This is a genomic window from Paraburkholderia sp. BL27I4N3, from assembly GCF_003386115.1.
GTDB lineage: Bacteria > Pseudomonadota > Gammaproteobacteria > Burkholderiales > Burkholderiaceae > Paraburkholderia.
The window spans coordinates 7551831-7575303 of the sequence record NZ_QREJ01000001.1 but is presented as its reverse complement, the minus strand read 5'-3'; the positions used below and the strand labels follow the sequence as shown (position 1 = coordinate 7575303).

General features: G+C 60.0%; 19 protein-coding genes. 12 read left to right on the top strand and 7 right to left on the bottom strand.

All coding sequences use genetic code 11. The features are described 5' to 3' along the window. Positions 1-136 precede the first annotated feature (136 nt). The 3 genes from B0G71_RS34345 to B0G71_RS34335 all read left to right on the top strand — a co-directional run bounded on the left by B0G71_RS34345 (position 137) and on the right by B0G71_RS34335 (position 4073). Entirely contained in the window at positions 137-1570 is a 1434-nt protein-coding gene (locus B0G71_RS34345; protein ID WP_116147542.1) for a mannose-1-phosphate guanylyltransferase/mannose-6-phosphate isomerase, read from the top strand. 190 nt (positions 1571-1760) lie between these two features. Beyond that, positions 1761-2540, top strand: coding sequence for a WecB/TagA/CpsF family glycosyltransferase (locus B0G71_RS34340; RefSeq protein ID WP_116147540.1), 780 nt, complete (start codon positions 1761-1763; stop codon positions 2538-2540). A 21-nt stretch (positions 2541-2561) separates the two neighbouring features. Continuing rightward, complete coding sequence (locus B0G71_RS34335; protein ID WP_116147538.1) at positions 2562-4073, top strand: glycosyl hydrolase family 28-related protein; 1512 nt, start codon at positions 2562-2564, stop codon at positions 4071-4073. 69 nt (positions 4074-4142) lie between these two features. Here the strand turns inward: B0G71_RS34335 and B0G71_RS34330 are convergent, their stop codons facing one another. Together B0G71_RS34330 and B0G71_RS34325 are read right to left on the bottom strand one after the other, a co-directional pair. Beyond that, positions 4143-4328, bottom strand: a complete 186-nt coding sequence (locus B0G71_RS34330; protein ID WP_106283119.1) for a hypothetical protein — start codon at positions 4326-4328, stop codon at positions 4143-4145. A 31-nt stretch (positions 4329-4359) separates the two neighbouring features. Then, positions 4360-4587 carry a hypothetical protein gene (locus B0G71_RS34325; RefSeq protein WP_116147536.1) on the bottom strand — a complete coding sequence of 76 codons (228 nt, stop codon included), beginning with the start codon at positions 4585-4587 and terminating at the stop codon, positions 4360-4362. A 278-nt stretch (positions 4588-4865) separates the two neighbouring features. Between B0G71_RS34325 and B0G71_RS34320 the strand changes: the two genes are divergently transcribed. The 3 genes from B0G71_RS34320 (at position 4866) to B0G71_RS34310 (ending at position 7735) form a co-directional block, all read left to right on the top strand. Then, the gene (locus B0G71_RS34320) at positions 4866-5861 is read left to right on the top strand and encodes a helix-turn-helix domain-containing protein (protein ID WP_116147534.1); all 996 of its coding nucleotides are present in this window, start codon (positions 4866-4868) and stop codon (positions 5859-5861) included. A 399-nt stretch (positions 5862-6260) separates the two neighbouring features. Then, the gene (gene galU / locus B0G71_RS34315; RefSeq protein ID WP_116147532.1) at positions 6261-7142 is read left to right on the top strand and encodes a UTP--glucose-1-phosphate uridylyltransferase GalU; all 882 of its coding nucleotides are present in this window, start codon (positions 6261-6263) and stop codon (positions 7140-7142) included. A gap of 284 nt (positions 7143-7426) precedes the next feature. Further along, the gene (locus tag B0G71_RS34310) at positions 7427-7735 is read left to right on the top strand and encodes a hypothetical protein (RefSeq protein ID WP_116147530.1); all 309 of its coding nucleotides are present in this window, start codon (positions 7427-7429) and stop codon (positions 7733-7735) included. Here B0G71_RS34310 and B0G71_RS34305 read toward each other — a convergent pair whose 3' ends face one another. Then, entirely contained in the window at positions 7736-10477 is a 2742-nt protein-coding gene (locus B0G71_RS34305) for an MGH1-like glycoside hydrolase domain-containing protein (RefSeq protein ID WP_116147528.1), read from the bottom strand. It lies immediately after the preceding gene. A gap of 233 nt (positions 10478-10710) precedes the next feature. Between B0G71_RS34305 and B0G71_RS34300 the strand changes: the two genes are divergently transcribed. Further along, entirely contained in the window at positions 10711-11661 is a 951-nt protein-coding gene (locus B0G71_RS34300) for a pseudouridine-5'-phosphate glycosidase (protein ID WP_116147526.1), read from the top strand. Positions 11662-11732: 71 nt separating this feature from the next. After that, the gene (locus B0G71_RS34295) at positions 11733-12182 is read left to right on the top strand and encodes a DUF2501 domain-containing protein (protein WP_116147524.1); all 450 of its coding nucleotides are present in this window, start codon (positions 11733-11735) and stop codon (positions 12180-12182) included. Between the two features lie 148 nt (positions 12183-12330). On the opposite strand, the gene B0G71_RS34290 is transcribed toward B0G71_RS34295, so the two are convergent. After that, entirely contained in the window at positions 12331-13293 is a 963-nt protein-coding gene (locus B0G71_RS34290; protein WP_116147522.1) for a GlxA family transcriptional regulator, read from the bottom strand. Between the two features lie 149 nt (positions 13294-13442). Between B0G71_RS34290 and B0G71_RS34285 the strand changes: the two genes are divergently transcribed. After that, positions 13443-14162: a GNAT family N-acetyltransferase gene (locus tag B0G71_RS34285; protein WP_116147520.1), complete on the top strand. Its 720-nt coding sequence runs from the start codon at positions 13443-13445 to the stop codon at positions 14160-14162. 330 nt (positions 14163-14492) lie between these two features. Here B0G71_RS34285 and B0G71_RS34280 read toward each other — a convergent pair whose 3' ends face one another. Then, the gene (locus B0G71_RS34280) at positions 14493-15293 is read right to left on the bottom strand and encodes a hypothetical protein (RefSeq protein WP_241974867.1); all 801 of its coding nucleotides are present in this window, start codon (positions 15291-15293) and stop codon (positions 14493-14495) included. Here B0G71_RS34280 and B0G71_RS42245 point away from each other — a divergent pair. Together B0G71_RS42245 and B0G71_RS34275 are read left to right on the top strand one after the other, a co-directional pair. Next, positions 15277-15987, top strand: coding sequence for a hypothetical protein (locus B0G71_RS42245; protein ID WP_258875716.1), 711 nt, complete (start codon positions 15277-15279; stop codon positions 15985-15987). The genes B0G71_RS34280 and B0G71_RS42245 overlap by 17 nt on opposite strands. A gap of 930 nt (positions 15988-16917) precedes the next feature. Further along, complete coding sequence (locus tag B0G71_RS34275; RefSeq protein ID WP_116147516.1) at positions 16918-18735, top strand: serine aminopeptidase domain-containing protein; 1818 nt, start codon at positions 16918-16920, stop codon at positions 18733-18735. Positions 18736-18757: 22 nt separating this feature from the next. On the opposite strand, the gene B0G71_RS34270 is transcribed toward B0G71_RS34275, so the two are convergent. After that, a complete protein-coding gene (locus B0G71_RS34270; protein ID WP_116147514.1) occupies positions 18758-20017 on the bottom strand; it encodes an RNA polymerase sigma factor in 1260 nt (419 codons plus the stop codon). 6 nt (positions 20018-20023) lie between these two features. After that, positions 20024-20395: a YciI family protein gene (locus tag B0G71_RS34265; protein WP_116147512.1), complete on the bottom strand. Its 372-nt coding sequence runs from the start codon at positions 20393-20395 to the stop codon at positions 20024-20026. A 486-nt stretch (positions 20396-20881) separates the two neighbouring features. Between B0G71_RS34265 and acnB the strand changes: the two genes are divergently transcribed. Continuing rightward, entirely contained in the window at positions 20882-23467 is a 2586-nt protein-coding gene (gene acnB / locus B0G71_RS34255) for a bifunctional aconitate hydratase 2/2-methylisocitrate dehydratase (protein WP_116147510.1), read from the top strand. The last annotated feature ends 6 nt before the right edge of the window (positions 23468-23473 follow it).

Below are 23473 nucleotides of genomic sequence, written 5' to 3'. Positions count from 1 at the left end.
CACGAAGCCCAATTTCAAAGCGGTTGTAGTGGGTTACCCGGATCTGCCAAAAGTATGTCGAATAAAGACAGTCGACGCACAACACATAGGTTGCTCAGTAGAGTCACACCGAACGAGGCACACAGGATAGAAGCACATGAGCATTTTCCCAGTTGTTCTATGTGGCGGCAGTGGCACGCGGTTGTGGCCGATGTCTCGTGGCGGTCAACCAAAACAGTTTCTTACGCTGGCGGGCGAGCACTCGCTGTTGCAGACTACGCTGAAACGCGTCAATGCCCTCGACAACACTAAGCCGCCGGTTTTGGTTTCAAATGCCGAATACCGCTTTCAGCTTGCCGATCAATTAAAGGAAATCGCTCTCGACGTCTCAGCGATCATTCTTGAGCCAGTTTCGAGAAACACCGCAGCGGCGATTGCGGCCGCGGCACATTTCGCTGTCCAGGATGATCCCAAGGCACTGTTGCTGGTACTGCCGTCCGATCACGTCATTCAAAACGTAGACGCGTTTCACAGTGCCGTCGAAACCGGCATAGCTCTGGCGCGCGATGGACGGCTCGTCACATTTGGAGTGGTGCCGACTGCGCCGCACACCGGGTTTGGATACATCCGCAAGGGTGAGTCGTTGGCGGACATGGAGCACGAGGCATACAACGTCAGCGCCTTCGTCGAGAAACCTGACGCCGCGCTCGCTGCCGAGTTGCTGGCTAGTCGCGATTACCTGTGGAACAGCGGGATTTTCCTGTTTGGCGCGGCCGTCTACCTGGACGAACTGAAACGATACGAGCCAGACGTTGCCCGTCTCGCGGACCAAGCATACAAAGATGCACGTCCTGACCTGCAATTTTTCAGGCTCGGCAAAGATGCCTTCACCGAATGTCCCAGCATCTCGGTGGACTACGCAGTTCTTGAGCGTACCGATCGCGCGGCGGTTATCTCTGTGGACGATCTTGGCTGGAGCGATATCGGATCGTGGTCCGCACTGCATGAGATTGCGCCGCAAGACGAGCAGCGCAATGCGCTTATAGGCGACGTGCTGCAAGATTCCGTATCGAATTCCTATATCCGCGCTGAACACCGCATGGTCGCGGCAATTGGCGTCAGCGACCTGGTAATCGTCGAAACGGCAGACGCTGTGCTCGTCGCGCATCGCGATCTGGCCAAAAACGTGAAGACTATCGTCGACAGCCTCAACGCAACCGGACGGCGCGAATCCGTTACCCATCGGCGCGTGACGCGCCCGTGGGGCTCGTATGAATCCATCGACCAGGGCGAGCGCTTCCAGGTCAAACGGATCGTTGTCAATCCCGGTGCTCAATTGAGTCTTCAACTGCACCATCATCGGGCCGAGCATTGGATCGTGGTCAGGGGCACGGCGTTGGTTACGAACGGCGACCGCGAAGACTTGTTGACCGAAAACCAGTCTACCTATATTCCCGTTGGGGTATCGCACCGACTGTTCAATCCGGGAAAGATCCCACTCGAGCTGATCGAAGTTCAATCCGGAGCGTATCTCGGCGAGGACGACATCGTTCGGCTTGAGGACCGCTATGGCAGAACCGGCACCGCATAGCGCTTAAGCGCTGCGCGCGCCTGCTTCTATAGAGGCGGGCCGGCGGATCTCACCGCGCGATCTTGGGTGTATCAGGCCGACACAAGGGAGATTCCACAAGGTCCTAAGTTACTTAGTTATCCAAATTCTCTGGCAGAAATAAATCCTGTCAGAGCGCTTCGTCACGTCTTATCGACCTGAGGCCTGTTAAATGACCACCAAATGCACGATGTTCGGGATAGAGATAGACGCCATCTCAATGGATACGGCCGCAAAGACGTTGGCACGGTGGCTTGAATCGCCGCGCACAAGATGTCGTTACGTGGTCACGCCGAATGTGGACCATATCGTCAAACTTCGAAACTCGCTGGCATTCCAGGCTGCGTATGCAGACGCTTCGATGATACTGGCAGACGGTAAGCCGCTGGTGCTCGCATCGCGGATGATGGGTCGCGCATTAAAGGAGGCGGTGCCCGGCAGCGATCTCGTACCCAGTATCCTTCATCAGGCGCGATCAATGAATCAGCCCATGCGCGTGTTTCTGCTAGGCGCCGGCCCAGGTGTAGCGGAGCGCGCCGCGCAGATCATTACGCAACGCTGGTTGAACGTTCTGGTAGTCGGTACGTACTGCCCTCCTTTCGGATTCGAGACGTTGCCGTCCGAGTGCGATCGCATTCTCGACGAAATCGCCGCAGCTGAGCCAGATCTGTTGATCGTTGGACTCGGTGCGCCCAAGCAGGAGCTATGGGTGCATGAAAACAGGGCGCGCATCAGCGCAAAGGTGGCGATCTGCGCGGGCGCGACGATCGACTTCATTGCAGGCGAGAAGGTGCGCGCGCCGGTCTGGATGCGCAGGACTGGCCTCGAATGGCTGCACCGGATCGTCACCGAGCCCCGGCGTCTGTTGCGTCGCTATGCACACGACGCTTTAGTCTTCCCAACTGTTCTGGTCAGGGAACTCGTGAGCAACGCCGTTGCGCGCAATAAATGATCGACGACAGAGAGTCATACCGTGACTAACCGACGACAGGCAATCAAGGGTGCCCTCGCAGGCACGATTCTCAGCGCAGCGGCGGCCGTCAACGGGCAAACGAAACGGGACGCTTCATCCGTAGATACGGGGTTATCGAAGGACACGCCGTCTGGAGCAAGCAACGCTCAATCAATCGCATTCAAGGCGGCCGCGCCGACGAGTATCGTCCGGACGGTGGCCGAAGAGTTGAACGACGCCGACATCAATCCCAAACGATTTGGTGCAAAGGGCGATGGCCGCACCGACGACAGCGCGGCGATCCAGTCTGCGATCGACCTGCTCGAAGCACGTGGCGGCGGTGTGGTTCGCTTTCCTGCCGGGCGCTATCGCTGCAATGTCATTTTGAAGAACGGCGTGTCGCTCGTATCGAGTAGCACGATGTTCGGCTATCTTCCGGGCCACATTTCCGGCGTAACGCTGGTACAGGCAGACCACGGCTTCGTGGTCGATACGCCAACGGCACTCGTACGCGGAATCGGCATCAGCGGCATTAATTTCGAAGGACGCGGCGCCAATTTCCCCGGTGGCGGGGTGCGCTTTCAACTGGTCAAATGGGCGGCTCTACGACGTTGCACCGCCAACAATTTCGCCGATCAGGGCTTTCAGCACCTCGCAGGGTTTGGTGTCGTGTTTGAAGATATTCTGACGACGAACGTCTTGCTCAATCGCCAGCGCGACCGAATTTCCGGATGCATCGAAACGTTCGGCACCGACGATTTCCTCAACCGCATCGAAGCCAACCCTTCTCTGATCGCGGGTCGCGGTCTGGTCACGCCGGACCTTCTTCTGTGCGGGATTGTCGTGGGCGGGGCAAACAACTTCCTGTCGAATTGCATTGGCGAGGATGCCGAGCGCGGTATCTACATCGCACCGTTGCGAGGATCACAGCACCGCATTTCGCAATGCCGTGGCGACTCCAATATCGGCCACGGCTTCTATGTGGATGGCAGCGCCATATGGAGCACATGCTTCGGCTACAACAATAGTTCCGCCGAGGTCGGCACCTACAGCGGCTTCTACATGTCGTCGAAGTCGCGCTCGAACGTGCTGACCTCATGCCGCTCCGAGGGCCGAAAAGAACGTCTTCAGAAGTATGGTTTCGAGGACTACGTCAGCGAATCCGATCCGGATGCGCGTAATCAATACTTCGCCTGCGCGGGCAGTTTCAATCAGGCTGGATTATTCCTGGTGCAGAACCATGAAGGGTCGAGCGTGTCAGGCGCGCCGCTCACCATTAAGCCTCCGGCTGGGACGCGGATCGTCAACGTCACCGGCTCAGGTCTCGTTGTGCTTGATAACTACATGACGCCCACGGACATCTCGTATTTTTCCGGCGCTGCCGATGGTCAAACGATTCGCGTACTGGGTAATCCAAATGTGACGATCGTTCACGGATCTGGCATCGTGACGCGTTCATCTAAAGACGTTGTGCTGAAAGCGGACACGATCTACGCATTTACCCGATACGTCGACAAGTGGTACATGAATTGAGTGGAGCGGAAACAGTAGGACCCGTGCGATGCGAAATGTTGCTTCACCTTGAACGAGCCTCGCACGGTGCTATTTAAGAATGGCCAGCAGATCGGCAACGCTTATATCGGGCAATTGTTTGGCAAGCATGTCCCAGAAGATCAGATCGCGCATAGCACTCGCATCTTCGGCCGTAGTCCACTCACGCGCGCCGACGATGGAGTCGGCCGTCTCGGAAGCGGCACTAACGATTGTCTGAATTTCTTCTATACGCATGAATGCGTTATCGGCTACGTTCGGGACTTATTTAGCCCTGCGCGTTGAGAAAATGGCAAACCGCCGAAAAATTCTGCTTGGATCCGGTTTTCAGGCGGGTGAACTGGCAGTGGCAGTCCCATGATAGCTGGAGTTTTTGCCGCAAATTACCCCAGGAAAGCCCTACCTTGAAAAAGATCGGCTCGAGTGACATCCCGTACAGGTTGAGCGGAGCGGCGGCCACCGTTCTGGCGATTCGTTTTATATCGCGTTCTCGCATAACCCATATCTATAAATGCGCTATACACTCCGTCTCATTTCACGGGCAAATTTATGCATATACGCATAAATCCCGTCCAAATGGATTACAGATGTATCGGACAACGGATTCTCTCCGCTAAAACGGAATTTCTGCAGCCGGGTCGTGAACAGCCAATGTGTTGGCCAAATCGGACATGTAATAATTACGCTAAAATTGATGGTTAGCATGCAAAAGATAAGAAAAACACAGAGTCCAGGGCGGGGCTTCGAAGGCTAAAACATTCCGGGGGAAAACAAATGGAGCTGGTACATACTCTGCCGCGCTGTTCGCGGCAAAGTGCCGTGAGAACACAGACGCGTGAGATGACTCACGTCGACATAGCGTTATTTAACGGGTTTGCGCTGCCAAAAGTCGCGGCAATTATCGAGATTTTCCAGAAAGCGAATGCGTTCAGCGCATCACAGCAATTACATCGCGCGCGTTACGACGTCTCTTTGCTGTCGGCGGCAGGCGGCCGCATCGCAAGCTCGTCTTCGGTGTTCGTCTGGACTGAAAGCGTCGAGTCGCATCAGGTCAGGAATGACAGACATCTGCTGTTCATTGCAGGCGGCGCGGGTGTACCGCATGCGTGCCGCGACGAACGCCTTAGCAATTGGCTGCGCCGCAGGCATCCGTTCAGCGAGATCGTTCATCCGATCGCCGAGGGCAGGCTGTTACTGGAAGCAGCAAAGCTTCCCAGCCGCTACTGTGCCCTCTTATATGGCGAGAATGAAACGGGCGACTACTATCAGGCACGAGCACTGAGCGAAGCCCCGACCGAGGTCGCCACAGCACTGCGTATCGTGGAAGAGGATATGGGACTGGAAGTGGCGCGTCATGTCGCTGAATCGGTTGCCCCTCAGCAGGATGTGCCTTGGGACACGTCCATTTCCCGCAGCGGAGCGCCCAAAGTCAGTGAAAAGATCATGACGTCGGCGCGCTGGTTGGAGGCAAACGTCGACCGGCCCGTTTCTATCGACGCGGCCGCGAAGGTGGCCGCGATGAGCGAGCGCAACTTCCTGCGCCGCTTCAAGAGCGAGATCGGGATGACCCCCTCCGACTATCTGCTTCGCGCTCGTCTTAACATGAGTTGCCGGATGCTCGTCGAGTCGCGCTTGCCTGTCGATAAGATTGCACGACGTTGTGGCATTGGCAGCGGCGGTCAGTTGGCCAAGTTATTCAGGAAGTATCTTGCGACGACACCCACCGATTACCGCTTGGGCAGGGCACCGTCTCCCGCGGAGCAATCCTGAGCGTACGTCTCGGCTAAGCTCCTCCGGTAAAGCGCGTCGCAATTCCGTTGGCCGCCCCTTCCTCCCCAACTTTCCGCGAAGAGACTATTTCTAGCATCGTTATGCGCGGACTGGATCGCAACAGAACCTCGCCGCTGTCATCGATGCCATGGATCCACGCGCTATACGCCCTGCGCCGTGGTGCTCCCCGCCAGGCCTTCACGTATCCGCTTTAGCCAAAAGCGGCGCTTCTTCCGCCATCTCGCATCCATAGCCGGTTTTCGCCTCTATGGTTACGCTCGACCACCCGAGTCGATCTATCCGACACTACGCAAACGCTGCCTGGTCAGCTTCGCTTTGGCCCGTCTTGGAAGGCCGGCTACTCTCTAACGTCTGTATCGCGAACACCCCGGACAACTCATGCTCAAAGTTACCAAGGCCATATTTCCGGTGGCGGGTCTCGGCACCCGGTTCCTTCCCGCCACGAAGGCGAGCCCGAAAGAGATGCTTCCGATTGTCGACAAGCCGCTGATCCAGTACGCGGTCGAAGAGGCAATGGCGGCCGGCATCACCGAAATGATCTTCGTCACGGGCCGCAGCAAGCGTGCGATCGAGGACCACTTCGATAAGTCATATGAAATCGAGGCCGAACTCGAGGCGCGCGGCAAGGACAAGCTGCTGGAACTCGTGCGCAGCATCAAGCCGAGCCATGTGGACTGTTTCTACGTACGTCAGCCGGAAGCGCTGGGCCTGGGCCACGCGGTGATGTGCGCCGAAAAGCTGGTGGGCGACAACCCGTTCGCCGTGATTCTCGCGGACGACTTGCTGTATGGCACGCCGCCCGTCATGACGCAGATGATCGAGGTGTTCGACCACTATCACAGCTCGGTGATCGGCGTCGAAGAGATCCCGGCTCAGGAGACGAAGTCGTACGGTATCGTCGACGGCAGGGAGTGGGAAGACTCGATCATCAAGATGTCGGGCATCGTCGAAAAGCCGGAGCCGAGCGTGGCGCCGTCGAATCTCGGCGTGGTCGGCCGCTATGTGCTGAAGCCGCGCATCTTCGACCATCTGCGTGCGTTGAAGCCGGGCGCAGGTGGCGAATTGCAACTCACGGACGCGATTCAGTCGCTGCTCGCCGACGAACAGGTGCTGGCGTACAAGTATCACGGCACGCGTTTCGACTGCGGCAGCAAGCTGGGTTATCTGAAGGCAACCGTCGAGTTTGCCTTGCGTCACCCGGAAGTGGCCGCCGATTTCGAGGAATATCTGCTTGCGCGCTCGCCAGTGGCCGCAGGCTGACAGACTGATCTGCCGCGGATACGTCCAACACCTCCGCAGGTTTTGCGACCGAAGGAATGGGCATTCGTCCGGCGGCCGGTGAATCTTGACGATATCGGCCAAGACTATGGTTCATTCAGCCGCGCCTTCGTGCCGCTAGCGCGGCATCGGTAATATCAAAACCTGTCGCGCCGTCTCTCGGCGTCGAAGAGCGATTGTCCCAAGTCAGTCGACCATTCGACCGCAAACTTCGAACGGACGGTTTTCATTCAAGGCGGTTTAACGTAGCGGGCGCACAGGAAGTTATGGGCGAGTTTATTCCAGAGTATCTGGTCCGAGAACAGGCAGCCGTGGGTGCGCTCGTATTGTTCGCCATTCTGCGCATTGTCTGCGCCGCTGTCGCCGTCGAGAAGGGTTGGCGCATATCCGTCGTGCAATCTTATTGCATTGCGATTGCAGTACTTTACTGCGTACCCCAGTTATTTGATCTGTTCGCGCACTCGTACGGAATGCGAGCCGCGGCTGCGGCCGCGGAACTCGAAGGTAAGGCGGCGGGCTCAGCGGTTGCACTCTTTTTCGCGCCCATTCTGAGCCACAAGCTCGGCTACGAATAGTTACCGCGCCGCAGCGGACGCGGCATCTTCCCCCACCGCCGCATCCGCCGACGCAACATCGGCCGCTACATGCGACAGCTTCATCATGCGCGGCTGAAGCAGCAGCGCGACGAGCCCGCTCCAGCCGGTCTGGTGCGAAGCGCCGACGCCGCGTCCGTTGTCACCGTGAAAGTACTCATGAAACAGGATGAGATCCTGCGAACGCGGGTCGGCCTGCAGCATCGGATAAGCAGCCATCACGGGCCGCACACCTCGCGCATCTTTAAGAAAGAGCGTGGTGACGCGCCGCGCAAGGTCGTCGGCAATCTCGCTCAGCGAACAACGCTTGCCCGATCCTGTCGGATAGTCGATGCGGAATTCATCGCCGTAGTAGCGATGGAACTCATATAGCGATTCGATCAGCAGGTAGTTGACAGGAATCCAGACCGGCCCGCGCCAGTTCGAATTGCCGCCGAAAACGCGCGAGTCCGATTCGGCCGGCTGATATTGAATGCAGACATTCACGCCGTCATGGTCGAAGACATAAGGTGTATCGCGATGCACGAGCGACAGCGCTCGCACGCCGTGCTTGGAGAGAAATTCGTTTTCGTCGAGCGCGCGGCGCAGCAGTGTCGTCATCCGGTGTCCACGCAACAACGACAGCAGCGTGGTATTGCCCTTGCCGGGTTCGGTCCAGCGCGACACCAGCTTAGCCAGATTCGGTCGATGATCGAGAAACCAGGTTAGCCGTTCGCGCAATCCCGGCAGATGACCGTACACGCGATCCTCTAACACGTGAACGGCGAACATCGGAATCAACCCGACAATCGAACGAATGCGCATTGGCACACGGGTTCCGTTTGGCAGGTGAAGTACGTCGTAGAAGAACTCGTCCTGTCCGTCCCATAGCCCCGTTTTGCACCCTTCGCTGCAACTGACCGCTTCCGCGATATACAAAAAGTGCTCGAAGAACTTCACCGCAATTTCAACATACGCGCTGTTCGTCATTGCGAGTTCGAGGCCGATCTGCATCAGGTCGAGTGCGTACGAGGCCATCCATGCCGTGCCATCCGCCTGATCGATGCGCCCGCCGGTGGGCAGCGGCGAAGACCGGTCGAAGATGCCCACGTTGTCGAGCCCAAGAAAGCCGCCCTGAAAGATGTTGTGATCATCGGCGTCCTTGCGGTTGACCCACCACGAGAAATTGAGCAGGAGCTTGTGGAACATGACTTCAAGAAACGCGTGATCGCCGACGCCCGTCACCTCGCGGTCGAGTTCATACACGCGCCATGTGGCCCACGCATGCACCGGTGGGTTGGCGTCGCCGAACGCCCACTCGTAGGCGGGTAATTGTCCATTCGGATGCATATAGCGCTCCTTCACGAGCAGCAGCAATTGCTTCTTCGCGAAGTCGGGATCGATCATGGCGAACGCGACCGCATGAAAAGCGAGATCCCACGACGCGTACCACGGGTACTCCCACTTGTCGGGCATCGACACGATGTCGCCATTGCACATGTGCCGCCAGTCCGCATTGCGGCCGTTCCTGCGAGCTCTCGGTGGCGCCGGTTGGCCAGGGTCGCCGTCGTGCCAGCGCGTCACGTCGAACTGGTAGTACTGCTTCGACCACAGCATGCCGGCGAGCGCCTGGCGCTGCACGAGCCGCGCATCGGCGTCGGCGATGTCGTGCTGAAGCGCCGCGTAGAATTCGTCGGCTTCCTCTTGCCGGCGCGTGAAAAGCGCTGGCATGTCGAGATGCGCGGCGTCCGCAGCCGCTTCGGGACGCCAGCGCAGGTACAGCACCGAGCACTCATGTGGCGCAAACTGCAGGGCCACATGCGCGGCGGCACGAGTGCCCTTGTCGCGCCGGATTGCGTGCTCGTCGCCGTCAACGAGGTAGTCGTTGAAGCCGTCTTTAAACGGCCCTGCTCCATCGACGCCGAAAATCCGGCGCACATTCGTTTCGTTTTCGCAGAAGAGCCACTCGATCGGCTGTTGCGCAGACGCCGTCACGATCATCGTTGCGAGTGCGGGGTGGCGCGCGACGACACACGCGCCATCCTCGCTATTCGACTCCAGCGTAAGCGACGGCTTGCCGGGCTTACCCGACCAGGCCCATCTGTTGCGCGCCCAGAATTGCGGCAGTAGATGAAGCGCCGCGCGCTGATCCGCGCGGTTTTCGACGGTCACCCGCATCACGATATCGTCAGGGGTGTGCTTCGCATACTCCACGCAAACGTCGAAGTATCGGTTGTCGTCGAACACGCCCGTATCGAGGATTTCATATTCGGGCTGGTCCGCGCCGCGCCGCAGATTTTCGTCGATGAGGTCCTGGTACGGGTACGCGTCATGAGGATACTTGTACAGCATCTTCATGTACGAATGCGTCGGCGTGCCGTCGAGATAGAAGTAAAGCTCCTTCACGTCCTCGCCGTGATTGCCCTCCTCATTCGCCAACCCAAAGAGCCGTTCCTTGATGATCGGATCGTGGCCGTTCCAGAGCGCGAGCGATACGCACCAGTCGAGTGGGTCGTTGCCGAATCCGGCAATGCCGTCCTCGCCCCAGCGGTACATGCGGCTGCGCGCATGATCGTGCGGAAAGTAGTCCCATGCGGTGCCGTGTTCGCTGTAGTCTTCGCGAACAGTGCCCCATTGCCGCTCGCTCAGATAAGGCCCCCAGCGGCGCCAGCGGTCGAGTTCGGGGCCATGAAGACGGGCACCTTCGTTCGACTGGAGCAGATTGGTTGCGTGTAGCGGCGACATGGCACCTCCGGGACCCGACATCGACCATCCAACACGTTCAGGACATCAAGCGTCTGTCCTTTTTCATCAGGAGTACCGTTGCGCGGCGCACCGCCGTGCTTCAACAAACGCTTCCAGCAAGGGCGGCCAGACACTTCTCTAATGATAAGCGCCATCGCGCTGCAACGAGTGAACCTTGCGGCCGCCTCTTGTTGCATACTTAAACGAAATATACCGCCGGGAAGATCGTGACGATGACGAACCTTGCTCACTCATGGTTGAGTTTCAGCGGAGCTGTGGCCGCTGCACAGGCTGCCGGCCGCCCGCTCGTCGCGCTGGAATCGACCATCATCGCTCACGGCATGCCCTATCCTGAGAACGTTCGCACTGCGCGCGAAGTGGAGGCCGTGATCCGCGGGCTGGGTGCCGAGCCCGCGACTATCGCATTGATCGACGGGCGAATCCGCATCGGCCTTTCGAACGACGAACTGGAACTGCTCGGGCGCTCGGACCAGGTACACAAGGTCAGCCGCCGCGATCTGCCGGCCGTGCTGGCCGGCGGCGGCCTTGGCGCCACGACGGTAGCCGGCACGATGATATGCGCCGCCTTGGCCGGCATCGAGGTCTTCGTGACCGGAGGCATTGGCGGCGTGCACCGGGGCGCGCCGGAAAGCTTCGACATTTCGGCCGACCTGCAGGAACTGGCGAAGACTTCGGTGGCGGTGGTTTGTGCGGGTGCGAAGTCCATTCTCGACATCGGACTCACGTTGGAATACCTGGAAACGAACGGCGTGCCGGTGCTCAGTTGCGAGCAGGACAATTTCGCCGCGTTTTACACGCGCGACAGCGGTTTTCGCGCGGACCTCAGGCTGGACGACGCGGCGGAGCAGGCGCGCTTCATCCGCACCAAGTGGGACTTGGGTCTCGCGGGCGGCGTGGTGTTGAGTACGCCAGTGCCGGAAGCGGCAGCGATGAAGTCCGAGGAGATCGACGCGCTGACCCAGCAGGCGCTCGCGGAGGCCACGGAGAAAGGTATCACCGGTAAAGCCGTGACGCCCTTCCTGCTGGCTCGCATCAAGGCATTGACGAGTGGACGCAGCCTGACGACAAACATCGCGCTCATCAAACACAATGCCGAAGTCGGGGCGAGATTGGCGCTGGCGTTGGCACATGCAGGGCGCGGGGCCTGTTCGAATCGTCGATGACCTCGTTCTTTGTTTAAGTCCGTAAGGCACTATAGTGAAGACTACCTTCACTCCACGGCAAGAGGGCTTCCATGATCGCATGCAACCGTCGCACCTGGGCCAACGGGCTCCTGGTCGCTACATTGCTCTATTTTCCAACCGCCCACGCCCAACTCGGCAACCTTCTCAATCAGAGTGGAAATGGCGCCGCCGCTGGTGGACTCGACAGCCTGGGCGGTTTAGGCAGCGGGTTGTCGTTGCAGTCGCTAACGTCCGGCAGCACGGGCAATGTCGCGGGCGTGCTTGAATTTTGTATCAAGAACAACTATCTCGGTGGCGGCGCGTCGTCGATCAAAGATGGGCTCATGAGCAAGCTGCCGGGCGGTTCATCGTCGAGCGACAGCGGGTACACCGACGGCGCCAAAGGCATCCTGAACAGTGGCGACGGTAAGCAGGTGGACCTGAGTGGCGGCGGTCTGAAGGAGCAGATCACGAAACAGGTCTGCGACAAGATTCTGGCCCAAGGGAAATCTTTGCTTTGAGCAAGTGACGGCGCACTCCATCCGAAGAGAATGGCGATGTGACTTCGTTCGCGTTGAGAGCGCGTTGGCAGCTATACCGAAACGAAACCGGTTGACCACCGGCTGTTCTGATCAAGTCGCGATGGTTCGGCGAACCATCGTCGGAACGCTAGCGCATTTCGGCTCGAAGTTCGCGCACCCCGCGGCCGAGCCTTCGGCGCAGCAAAGTCCGCAACGTCGCCGAGTCGGCGTAACCCACCTCGCTCGCAATTCTCTCGAGGTCGTAGCCGATTGAGACGAGGTTCTGCGCCCGCTCGATTCGCAAATCCTGAAAGAAGGCCAGTGGCGACTTACCGAGCACGGCCTCGGTACGGCGCTGCAAAGTGCGCGGTCCGATCGACAACGCTGCCGCTGCCGCCTGAAGCGAAAACCCTGCCGAAAGATTGTCGCGAGCCCATCGCTCGAATCGCGCGACCAGCGGATCGGCGTGAGCGAGGTGATCCGGAATGATGTATTCGGACTGGGAAGAACGCTTGTCTATGAGCATGAACCGGGCAACCAGCGTCGCCAGTTCGGGGCTTGCCTGACGCAGCAACCAGAGCGCAAGGTCGAGATGACCGATCGCGGAACCCGCCGTCACCACGCGTTGTGAGGCGACGACCATGCGCGAATCGTCCAGATTGACAGCCGGATAGCGTTGGCGGAAGAAAGGCGCGAGCGACCACGTGGTTGTCGCCTCGCGGTTATCCAGAAGTCCGGCTTCGGCCAGCAGGAAAGTCCCGATACAGGCAGCCGCGACGCCGACGCCGTCGGCATGCCAGCTGCGAAGGTACGCCATCGTATCGCGCACGTCTGGACGGCTCAGCGCCTCGATCAGGCGCTCAGGCTGTCTGACATTCGGCGCAGACACCACCACCCAATCGGGACGGCTAACGGTGCTCGCGGGTTCGACCGCGGTCGACAAGCCATGCGCGGTCCGAATGCGTTTGCGCACGCCAACGACTCTGACATCGAAAGGCGGTGCGGCGAAGCCTTGGGCCACGGCCAGCTCGTTGGCAGTCGCAAAGGTATCCAGCAGGACCGTGAGCCCGGTATCGAACAGGCCGTCCAGTGCGAAGATGACCACTTTCATGTCGCAAATAGCTCTATTAATGTCATTTGCGACTATAGCCTCGCGCCTGTCGGGCGTCTAGACTGCACAGCAATACGGCCAGCGTGACACGCTGGCGGATCATTCAGTCAAGCCGCCTGCACACAGTGGCGCTTGCAAAGGGAGAAAGCATGAGCGGTTCGATAGACGCTGACCTCGACCGTCCGATCTGGGCGGCCCTCACCACGAAGCAGACGCACCTGGGATATGGCGATGCCCTTGCCCGCCGATACCACCTCGATGTGGCGCCCTTCGCTGCCTTGGCATCGGAAACGCCCGCGGCATATCAGGCGCTGCTTCAGCTTTTGCTGCCTCACGAGCAGGCCGCCGTGCTGCGCTCCGATGAATCGATCGGTCAGCTAGACGGGCTTCAGACCACACACGCGGGCGTGATCCATCAAATGATCGCCCGGCACCGCACAGCAGCGAGCGCGGACGACCGCGACGTAATTCGCCTGGGTGACGCGGACGGGAAAGATATGCTTGAGCTCGCCCAGAAGACCAAACCCGGTCCTTTCGGCAAGCGAACGGGCGAAATGGGCAACTACATTGGAATTCGCGAGCAGGGGTGTCTTATCGCAATGGCCGGCGAACGGATGCGCGTTGACGGATACGTTGAGATCAGCGCTGTTTGCGTAGATGAAGACTATCGGGGACGTGGCCTTGCGGGGCGGCTCATCAAAGTCTTGCGAAGAGAGATCGAGCAACGGGGGGACACGCCGTTTCTCCACGTGTTCAGCAACAACACCGCCGCGATCGGGTTGTACGAGCGTCTGGGATTTGAATTGCGTCGCACGTTTCAGATTACTCGTGTCGGACATGCTGATTCACGTTCGGGCGCAGGCGCTTAATCCCATTCCGGAAGACGTCGAATCAGGGGCTTTGGACGTTTTGTATCGCTTCGCGACTCTTCCTTAACTTCCCCTCATCCTCGACGAGTCACGAAACTTCGACGCGCCATATAGCCCGAAAAAAGGGAAGGTCACCCGGCCGAGACAACCAGCGTCGATTCAAGCCCAGTTGATGGAGGGTCTCGGTCCTGGACAGTTTGCGTCACCGCGAACGGGTTTCGCAGCAGCCTGAAAATACCGCTTGGGCCGGCACCAGGCCGGCCCAACCTGCTCGTCAGGCAGCCGGGGCAAGATCCGTTGCGGCATCGCACCACCGGCAGAACGCTTGCATCAGCCGATGCGCGCGTTTGTAACCGTCACCGTCGGGCCACCCTTGTCCCAGTCTTCCAGGCTCAGCCCGGTTTTCTTCCAGACCGGATTGGCGCTGGTAATCGATCCATTCACGACGTAGCCATTCAATTGCAGGCCCTGCACGTTGAATGAACCGCCGGGACTGCCCGTATCCGTATGGCCGGTAATGCTGATGCTGACCGTCTTGTTGACCGGACCCGGGAAGAAGCCAAAATAAACGTTAATCCCGCCGCCGGCGCAGTTATTCGTCGTCGGGCTGACGATGCGGATGTTTTGAAACACGGCGCTATTGTCATTCGGTTCGATATCGAGACCGGCGCCGGGAGCCGTTCCGCCGATATTTTCCCAAAGCGGACTATTAAACGTGATGCCGCTGCCGCTGATAATCGATACGCCCTGGCGTCGGCATCCGGTCGCGTGGTGCGAATTGACCGTGATGTTCGTGCTGTAGCCGTTGCTCTTTTTATCGCTATTGTTGATATAAATGCCGTCTCCCCAGCAATTGATCGTGGTCGGAGACGTAATGGTGCAATTCGTCGCGCCGTTAATCGAGATCCCCATTCCCCATTCGCCCGACTTGGCCGAATTCAATTCCTTGCTGCCGTCGAGATACGGGCTTTCAAGCGTGACATTATCCACGTCCGCCAAGCGCAGGATTTCATACGTATCGGTATTGTGCGCCAGCAGTTTGATCGAAGCGCCGCTTGCAAAGCGCACGTGGCTATTGGTGCGCAGGTCGAGGCCGGCCACATCGATCCGGCTCTTGCCGGTAATCAGCAAAATCTGTCCAATGGAGCCGTCGATTGCGCGCTGGAGTGCGACGCGATCGTTCGTGGTCCCATCGCCTTTTACGCCGAACGACGTGTCGAGAAGAACGCCCTGGGTGCTCGTCGGCGAGCTCGCGCCAGCGGGGGAGCTTGCCGCCGCCGGCGAGCTTGCCGTTGCCGGCGCGCTCGCTCCGCTCGACGAACTGGCGCCGCTCGGGTTCGATGCGCCGCCGCCGCGTCGGTATCGGTCCGCGACCGCGTCGGGACTAGCGGCATCGCCACCACCGCCGCATGCGGCGAGCACGAACGCGCCGCCGCCGGCCAACAACGACGTCAGAAATTTACGACGGACCGTGAGTTCAGTATTGGAAACGGGGAGGCTTGCCGCTGGTGTATTCTTAATCATTCAAGTCTTTCCAACTATGCCGGCGCGATCAAAAGCCAAAGCCCAGGCGAACGACCGCAACCATACAGGCGTTAATAGGGAAATTAAGCGAGATAACGGGCGCAAAGCCCGAACGCTTAAGTACGAGTTACCCCGCGTAATCGGCATGCGAATACGCGCGGGCGCAAGCGAATACCCGAAGAGATCTCCGCTTAAAGCAAAGAGAACTTCAGGATTGGTAAAGCAGGTCTTCCGGAAGGGTTCGCCAGACTTGCATTTCGATGGCGCTGAAGCGGCCGATGAGATGCATAGTAATAGCTAGAAGGTAAATTATTACCATCTCTTAATAATCGTATCAGATTAACAAAGTCAGTCCTACGTCACACTTGTTACAATATGTACATCATATCATCATACTTTTTACAAGATCCGGAACAAATTCCCTGAACCTCCATCTTTTCAATGACTTCCGTACCGATACTTTTGTCTGTTGAATGGTAAATTTTTCTAAACGTATGACGAGAAAAACGTATCAAGAACGACACATTTTTATTGTCTGATTAAATAGAAATAAATATATGAGTAATTTATTCGAAAGGAACTGAACACGGAGAATTCGCATTATGCGCGCTTTCACGCACCAGCGCACGACGCGGAGGCCGAATCGAGCTGCATTGGCGGTTTCCAGCGCGCGTCGGACACCTGCGCGCGCAGCGTGTTTGAACGTCGCTCGCCTACTTGTCCGATAAATCGATTTACCGGTGTCATGTATCAAACAACGCATTTGGCGTATTTTTATTTTGTCGGACGAGTACCGGCGAACAATCTCATTCCGCTTTATGTCCCGGTTTTGTCTGCAGAACGATTTTCCCCGAGAATAAATTACTTCAGCAATCGCCAGCACTATGTGCGAATTCGCACAGTGCGCGTGAAATTACTTTAAAACGTAACAGCTACGGGTAAATCCTTAATCGACTTTTTAAAAAATACGCGCAATCAGTGAATGTTTGTTAAAAGGCAAACGTTGTTGAGATCAAATTCATTCTCTGCCTCATGCAATGTTGTTTAGCGCACCGAAGCGGCCTCTAAAGAGCGATCCAATCGACCAAAACGCTCAAAACAAAAAGAGGCTCACACTGATGCACTACGAGACAAGAACATTGCGCGGTGCAGTTGCAAAAGACCTTGCAACGCCCGCTTTTTGCAACCCGGCCCCAGTCGGCGACAACAACCAGACCGATCGAGGCTAGCCATGAAACCGATCGCATTCGGTGGACGCTTTGGATGGTTTCATGCTGGAGAAGGCACGCATGGCATGGTGCTCTGCAGCCCGTTCGGCCATGAGGAGCCGTGGTGCCACAAGGGCATCCGATATCTCGCCGAAGAACTGTCCGCGTACGGTATTCCCACACTGCGCTTCGACTATCTGGCAACGGGAGACTCCGCGGGCGTCGACGGCAATGCCCATCACCTTGAAGCCTTCGTGTCCGATATCGTCGCGGCCGTCAAGCGCCTGAAGGAACAAACCGGCGTGACCAGCGTGACGCTCTGCGGCTTGCGTCTCGGCGCAACCCTCGCTGCGCTGGCGTCGCGTGCATGCGCGGCCGACTCGCTCGTGCTGCTCGCGCCCGTCACACGCGGGCGCACCTATCTGCGCGAACTGGCGGCGGTGCGCAAGGTCTGGCTCGACAATCTCGCCCCGTCCTTGCGCGCAACGCAGCGCGACAAGCCGTTCAACGTGCTGGGACAGGTTTACAGCGACAGGCTTTGCAGTGAACTGGACGCGCTCGATCTGTCGAAGGCGATGGACATGCACTCCGCGGTTCTCACGCGCGCGCTCGTGCTCGATGCGCGCGCCCGCGCCAGCGCCACGCTGTGTTCGACGCTGCGCGGACGCGGCGTCGCGGTCGAAACGGGCGTGCTGGAAGGCTACCTTGAATATATGGATGAGACGAAGTCGTCGACTGTGCCGGCTCGCGCGTTCGACGAGGTCGTCAAATGGATCGTGGACGGCGCCCCGGGAACGCGCGTCCACAACCAGGTGAACAGAGGCGCACGGCCGAGCGTATCCCTCGACGACGAAGCGATCATCGAAACGCCCGAAGCCCGCGAGCGCCCGGTCATCTTCGGCGCCAACGGCCTGTTCGGCATGCTGTGCGAACCACGCGGCAGGATCGCGTACGGGCCCGTCATGCTGATCACCAATACTGCCGGCAGCGTGCATCATGGCGACAGCCGGCTTTCGGTTCGAATCGCGCGGGAAATGGCCCGGCGCGGCATTCCATCCATGCGCATCGACGCGCGCGGCATCGGCGACAGTCCTCCGCGTACGCCACAAGGACCACTCGATCTGGTGCCGAAGATCCACGCATCCACGACCATCGAGGATGTCGCGACAGCCGCCGCCTGGCTCAAGCGCAAGGGCTATCAAACGGTCATCTCCTTCGGGATCTGCTCGGGCGCCTACAGCGCCTTGCGCGCGGCGCTCGTGGAGCCGGCTCTCACGGCCGTCATCGCGGTCAATATCGTGCGTTTTTACATACCCCCGCACATGTCGATGGCTGAACTGGAGGAGTTGCAGCGTAACTCGCTGAAGCGTGTCGGGCCCGCGATATTCAAGCCGTCCAAATGGTGGCTCGTCCTGAGCGGAAAGCGCAAGTTCCGGCCCATCGCGCAGGCCGTCGCTGCAACTCTGCTCGCGCGTCTGCATTCGCATCGGCTGGACGCATCCGGCCACCGTACCGGCGCGGCCGAAGCCGATACGCTGACGCACCCGCACGGCGTCGTTCACACGCTCGAACGCAAAGGCGTGCGGACTCTCTTCGTCTACGGTTCAAGCGACGAAGGAATGGATCAGCTCAATGCGCATTTCGGTAAGCGCGGGAAGAAGCTGTCGCGCTTTTCGCATGTCAAGGCGGTCGTTCTCGATGAGCTCGATCACGCGCTCTTCGATCCGCGAGCGTCGGCAAAGGTCATTGCGCTGAGCGAGGCGTTCATCAAGGATCTGCATCAGAAGGCAGCGGCGCCGAAGGTCGTCAATCCGCTGTTGGCCGTGCAGCAGCAGCGTTGAGCGAGAAGCCGGGGCGATTTTTCTAACTTCCCGCCGATGACACCTCGGCGCGCTTGCGCTGCAGAAATCGGCGCACGGACGGATCGCGCTCGAGTCCGATCGCGAGATCGTACGCGCCGAGCGCTTCAGCCGCCGCGCCGGCACGCGTGAGCAGATCGGCGCGCGCGGCCCAGTACGGCTGGTAGTCGGCCAGGCGCGGATCGTCTGCGTACGGCTCGAGCGCGTCGAGCGCCGCCAGCGGGCCGTCGCGTTCCGCCAGCGCGAGCGCGCGGTTCACCGCGACCACCGGCGACGCTGCAATCGCGAACAGCGCATCGTAAAGCTGCACGATCTCGTCCCAGTTCGAGCGATGCGTGCGGCAGCGGTGCACATGCGCCGACTGCAGCGCGGCTTCCAGCTGAAAGCGTCCGATTGCGTTGAATGCGCTCGCGCGCAGTAACAGTGCGTCGGCTGCATCGATCATGGGCGCGTTCCATGTCGCCGGATCCTGAGCCGAGAGCGGCACATAGTCGCCGGCCGCATTGCGTCGCGCGTCGCAACGCGCCTGCGCATACAGCATGAGCGCGAGCAGACCCAGCGTCTCCGGCTCCTCGGGCAACAGTTCGACGAGCAGGTGTGCAAGGAACAACGCCTCGCCGGTGAGATCGCGCCTCTCTGTATCGCGGCCGAGCGGGTCGGTCCACCCTTCCGCATACGCCGCATAGACCGCTTCCAGCACCGCCGCAAGCCGGTCCGGCAACTCCTCGCGCTCGGGCACGCTGAACGGAATGCCCGCCGCGCGGATCTTGTTCTTCGCCCGCACGAGGCGCTTGCTCATCGCGGCCGGCGACATCAGGAACGCGGAGGCAATCGTCTTCGCTTCGAGCCCCAGCACGACTTGCAGCATCAGCGGCGTGCGAATCGCGGCCTCGAGCGCAGGGTGCGTGCAGGCGAACAGCAGCGCAAGCCGCCGGTCGGGCAACGCGGCTGCTTCACGCTCGTCGATCTCGTCGGCGAGGATCGTGAGCTGGTTCGTCACTTCGTCGCCGACGCGGCGATGCCGCGCGCCGTCGATTGCCCGGCGCCGCGCGACCGTCATCAGCCACGCTTCGGGATTCGCGGGGCAGCCGCGCTCCGGCCAGTCGGCGAGCGCGGCCGCAAACGCGTCGGCCAGCGCGTCCTCGGCCGCGGCGACGTCGCGCGTGCGCATTGCCAGCAGCGCGACGAGCTTGCCGTAACTGCGACGCGCGACCGCCTCGGCGATCGCACGCGCCGCGCCGTCAGCGCTCACGGCCGCAGCCATACTGACTCATGCAACGGAAGGCGCATCGTACGGAGCGGTCCAGACCGGGCGCACCTCCATGAGGCCGTGCGCCGCGCCGGGGCAACGCGACGCCCACGCGATCGCCGCGTCCAGGTTGGGCACATCGATCAGGTAGTAGCCGGCCAACTGCTCCTTCGAATCGGAGAACGGTCCGTCAAGCACCTGCGGCTTACCGTCGACGAGCCGCACCGTGGTCGCCGTGTTCGTGTGCTGCAGCCGGTTGGCGCCGACCAGAAGGTCCGCTTTTTTCAACGATTCGGTGTACGCGTGATAAGCGGCGACGCCTTGCTGCCGCTCGCTGTCGCTCATCTGGTTCCAGCCGTTTTCTTCCGAATAGATCATCAACAGGTATTGCATAGGAGCCTCCGTCATGGGTTGAGGCGGGTGAACTGCATCGGGCCGCCATCACAATGACGCGTGGGCCGCATGCTGACGGACAGCAGGCCGCGAAAAATGTCGGACGGCAATGCATGGTAAAGCTAATCGGCTTCACGCAGCGCATGGAGATCGTCCAGCGCTTCGGCAAGGAAGGCGGCAAATGCGTGGCAGGTTCCGCTGATCGGGTCGGATTCGAGGGATGCTATTCCGGTGACTTGCGCGGCACGGCGGGGCGGCTCACGAGCCGCCCGTGCGCAGTGTTCATCCGGGTTTCAAGGGACGCCACCGTTGAGCCGGCGTCTCTCGGCCTTCCAAAACCAGTTCTTCGACGGCCACTCTTATATAAGATATAAGACAATTGACCTCAAGCGCCCATCCCTTTAAAATTGCACCCAAACGCTATCCGGCACAGCCATGGCGGGCCGGAAGCGATCCCCTGAAACGCCAACATCAGCAGGTTCTTTCATGCTTGAAAACTTTCGCGCTCACGCAGCCGCACGCGCCACGCTCGGCATTCCGCCACTGCCGCTGACCGCCCAGCAGACGGCCGAACTGGTTGAACTCCTCATCAACCCGCCCGCAGGCGAAGAGCAAACCCTGCTCGACCTGATCACCAACCGCGTGCCCGCGGGCGTCGACGAAGCCGCCCGCGTGAAGGCCGGCTTCCTCGCTGCCGTCGCCAAGGGTGAGACCGCCTGCGCGCTGATCTCGCGCGCTCGCGCCACGGAACTGCTCGGCACCATGCTGGGTGGCTACAACATCCAGCCGCTGATCGAACTGCTGTCGGACGCGGAAGTCGGCACCGTTGCCGCCAACGCGCTGAAGAAAACCCTGCTGATGTTCGACGCGTTCCACGACGTCAAGGAACTGGCCGACCAGGGCAACGCCAACGCGAAGGCCGTGATGCAAAGCTGGGCCGACGCCGAATGGTTCACGAGCCGTCCGGAAGTGCCGCAGAGCCTGACCATCACCGTCTTCAAGGTGACGGGCGAAACCAACACGGACGACCTCTCGCCGGCGCCGGACGCCACCACCCGCCCGGACATCCCCTTGCACGCGCTGGCAATGCTGAAAAACGCGCGTCCCGGCATCACGCCGGAAGAAGACGGCAAGCGCGGCCCGATCAAGTTCATCCAGGCGCTGAAAGAAAAAGGCCATCTTGTCGCCTACGTCGGCGACGTGGTCGGCACCGGCTCCTCGCGTAAGTCGGCTACCAACTCGGTGCTGTGGTTCACGGGCGAAGACATCCCCTTCATCCCGAACAAGCGCTTCGGCGGCGTGTGCCTCGGCGGCAAGATCGCCCCGATCTTCTACAACACCATGGAAGATGCGGGCGCGTTGCCGATCGAACTCGACGTGTCGCAAATGGAAATGGGTGACGTGGTCGAGCTGCGTCCGTACGAAGGCAAAGCGCTGAAGAACGGTGCGGTAATCGCCGAATTCCAGGTCAAGTCCGACGTGCTGTTCGACGAAGTGCGCGCCGGTGGCCGTATTCCTCTCATCATCGGCCGTGGCCTGACCGCCAAGGCGCGTGAGGCGCTCGGCCTGGCGCCGTCCACCCTGTTCCGCCTGCCGCAGCAGCCGGCCGACAGCGGCAAGGGTTTCTCGCTCGCGCAGAAGATGGTCGGCCGTGCGTGCGGCCTGCCGGAAGGCCAGGGCGTGCGCCCGGGCACCTACTGCGAACCGAAGATGACCTCGGTCGGCTCGCAGGACACCACCGGCCCGATGACCCGCGACGAACTGAAAGACCTGGCGTGCCTCGGCTTCTCCGCCGACCTCGTCATGCAGTCGTTCTGCCACACCGCCGCTTATCCGAAGTCGGTGGACGTGAAGACGCACCGCACGCTGCCGGACTTCATCAGCAATCGTGGCGGCATCGCGCTGCGTCCCGGCGACGGCGTGATCCACTCGTGGCTGAACCGTATGCTGCTGCCCGACACCGTCGGTACCGGCGGCGACTCGCACACGCGCTTCCCGATCGGCATCAGCTTCCCGGCGGGTTCGGGTCTGGTCGCGTTCGCCGCAGCCACCGGCACGATGCCGCTGGACATGCCGGAATCCGTGCTGGTTCGCTTCAAGGGCAAAATGCAGCCGGGCGTCACCCTGCGCGACCTCGTCAACGCGATCCCGCTGTACGCGATCAAGCAAGGCACGCTGACGGTCGCCAAGCAAGGCAAGAAGAACATTTTTTCGGGCCGCGTGCTCGAAATCGAAGGTCTGCCCGATCTGAAGGTCGAGCAGGCGTTCGAACTGTCGGACGCATCGGCCGAGCGTTCGGCTGCCGGCTGCACGGTGCACCTGAACAAGGAACCGATCATCGAGTATCTGAACAGCAACGTCACGCTGCTCAAGTGGATGATCGCGCAGGGTTATCAGGACCCGCGCAGCCTGCAGCGCCGCATCAAGGCAATGGAAGCATGGCTCGCCGATCCGCAACTGCTGTCGCCGGACGCGGACGCCGAGTACGCAGCCGTGATCGAGATCGACCTCGCCGATATCCACGAGCCGATCGTCGCCTGCCCGAACGACCCGGACGACGTGAAGACGCTGTCCGACGTGGCCGGTGCGAAGATCGACGAAGTGTTCATCGGCTCGTGCATGACCAATATCGGTCACTTCCGTGCCGCGTCGAAGCTGCTGGAAGGCAAGCGCGACATTCCGGTCAAGCTGTGGGTCGCGCCGCCCACCAGGATGGATCAGAAGCAACTGACCGAGGAAGGCCACTACGGCGTGTTCGGCACGGCCGGTGCGCGCACCGAAATGCCGGGCTGCTCGCTGTGCATGGGCAACCAGGCACAGGTGCGCGAAGGCGCGACGGTCATGTCCACGTCGACCCGTAACTTCCCGAATCGTCTGGGCAAGAACACGAACGTGTACCTCGGCTCGGCCGAACTGGCGGCAATCTGCTCGCGTCTGGGCAAGATTCCGACCAAAGAGGAATACATGGCCGACATGGGCGTGCTGACCGCCAGCAGCGACAATATCTACCAATACATGAACTTCGACCAGATCGAAGACTTCAAGGAAGTGGCAGATACCGTCGCGGTGTAAACAGGC

Excerpts from the sequence above, each read along its gene's own strand:
- B0G71_RS34305 (WP_116147528.1), bottom strand. The coding sequence starts at position 10,477 with ATGTCGCCGCTACACGCAACCAATCTGCTCCAGTCGAACGAAGGTGCC.
- B0G71_RS34345 (WP_116147542.1), top strand. The coding sequence starts at position 137 with ATGAGCATTTTCCCAGTTGTTCTATGTGGCGGCAGTGGCACGCGGTTG.
- B0G71_RS34325 (WP_116147536.1), bottom strand. The coding sequence starts at position 4,587 with ATGCGAGAACGCGATATAAAACGAATCGCCAGAACGGTGGCCGCCGCT.
- B0G71_RS34270 (WP_116147514.1), bottom strand. The coding sequence starts at position 20,017 with ATGGCTGCGGCCGTGAGCGCTGACGGCGCGGCGCGTGCGATCGCCGAG.
- B0G71_RS34310 (WP_116147530.1), top strand. The coding sequence starts at position 7,427 with ATGGGCGAGTTTATTCCAGAGTATCTGGTCCGAGAACAGGCAGCCGTG.
- B0G71_RS34340 (WP_116147540.1), top strand. The coding sequence starts at position 1,761 with ATGACCACCAAATGCACGATGTTCGGGATAGAGATAGACGCCATCTCA.
- B0G71_RS34265 (WP_116147512.1), bottom strand. The coding sequence starts at position 20,395 with ATGCAATACCTGTTGATGATCTATTCGGAAGAAAACGGCTGGAACCAG.
- acnB (WP_116147510.1), top strand. The coding sequence starts at position 20,882 with ATGCTTGAAAACTTTCGCGCTCACGCAGCCGCACGCGCCACGCTCGGC.
- B0G71_RS34290 (WP_116147522.1), bottom strand. The coding sequence starts at position 13,293 with ATGAAAGTGGTCATCTTCGCACTGGACGGCCTGTTCGATACCGGGCTC.
- B0G71_RS34295 (WP_116147524.1), top strand. The coding sequence starts at position 11,733 with ATGATCGCATGCAACCGTCGCACCTGGGCCAACGGGCTCCTGGTCGCT.
- B0G71_RS34275 (WP_116147516.1), top strand. The coding sequence starts at position 16,918 with ATGAAACCGATCGCATTCGGTGGACGCTTTGGATGGTTTCATGCTGGA.
- B0G71_RS34300 (WP_116147526.1), top strand. The coding sequence starts at position 10,711 with ATGACGAACCTTGCTCACTCATGGTTGAGTTTCAGCGGAGCTGTGGCC.
- B0G71_RS34330 (WP_106283119.1), bottom strand. The coding sequence starts at position 4,328 with ATGCGTATAGAAGAAATTCAGACAATCGTTAGTGCCGCTTCCGAGACG.
- galU (WP_116147532.1), top strand. The coding sequence starts at position 6,261 with ATGCTCAAAGTTACCAAGGCCATATTTCCGGTGGCGGGTCTCGGCACC.
- B0G71_RS34285 (WP_116147520.1), top strand. The coding sequence starts at position 13,443 with ATGAGCGGTTCGATAGACGCTGACCTCGACCGTCCGATCTGGGCGGCC.
- B0G71_RS34320 (WP_116147534.1), top strand. The coding sequence starts at position 4,866 with ATGGAGCTGGTACATACTCTGCCGCGCTGTTCGCGGCAAAGTGCCGTG.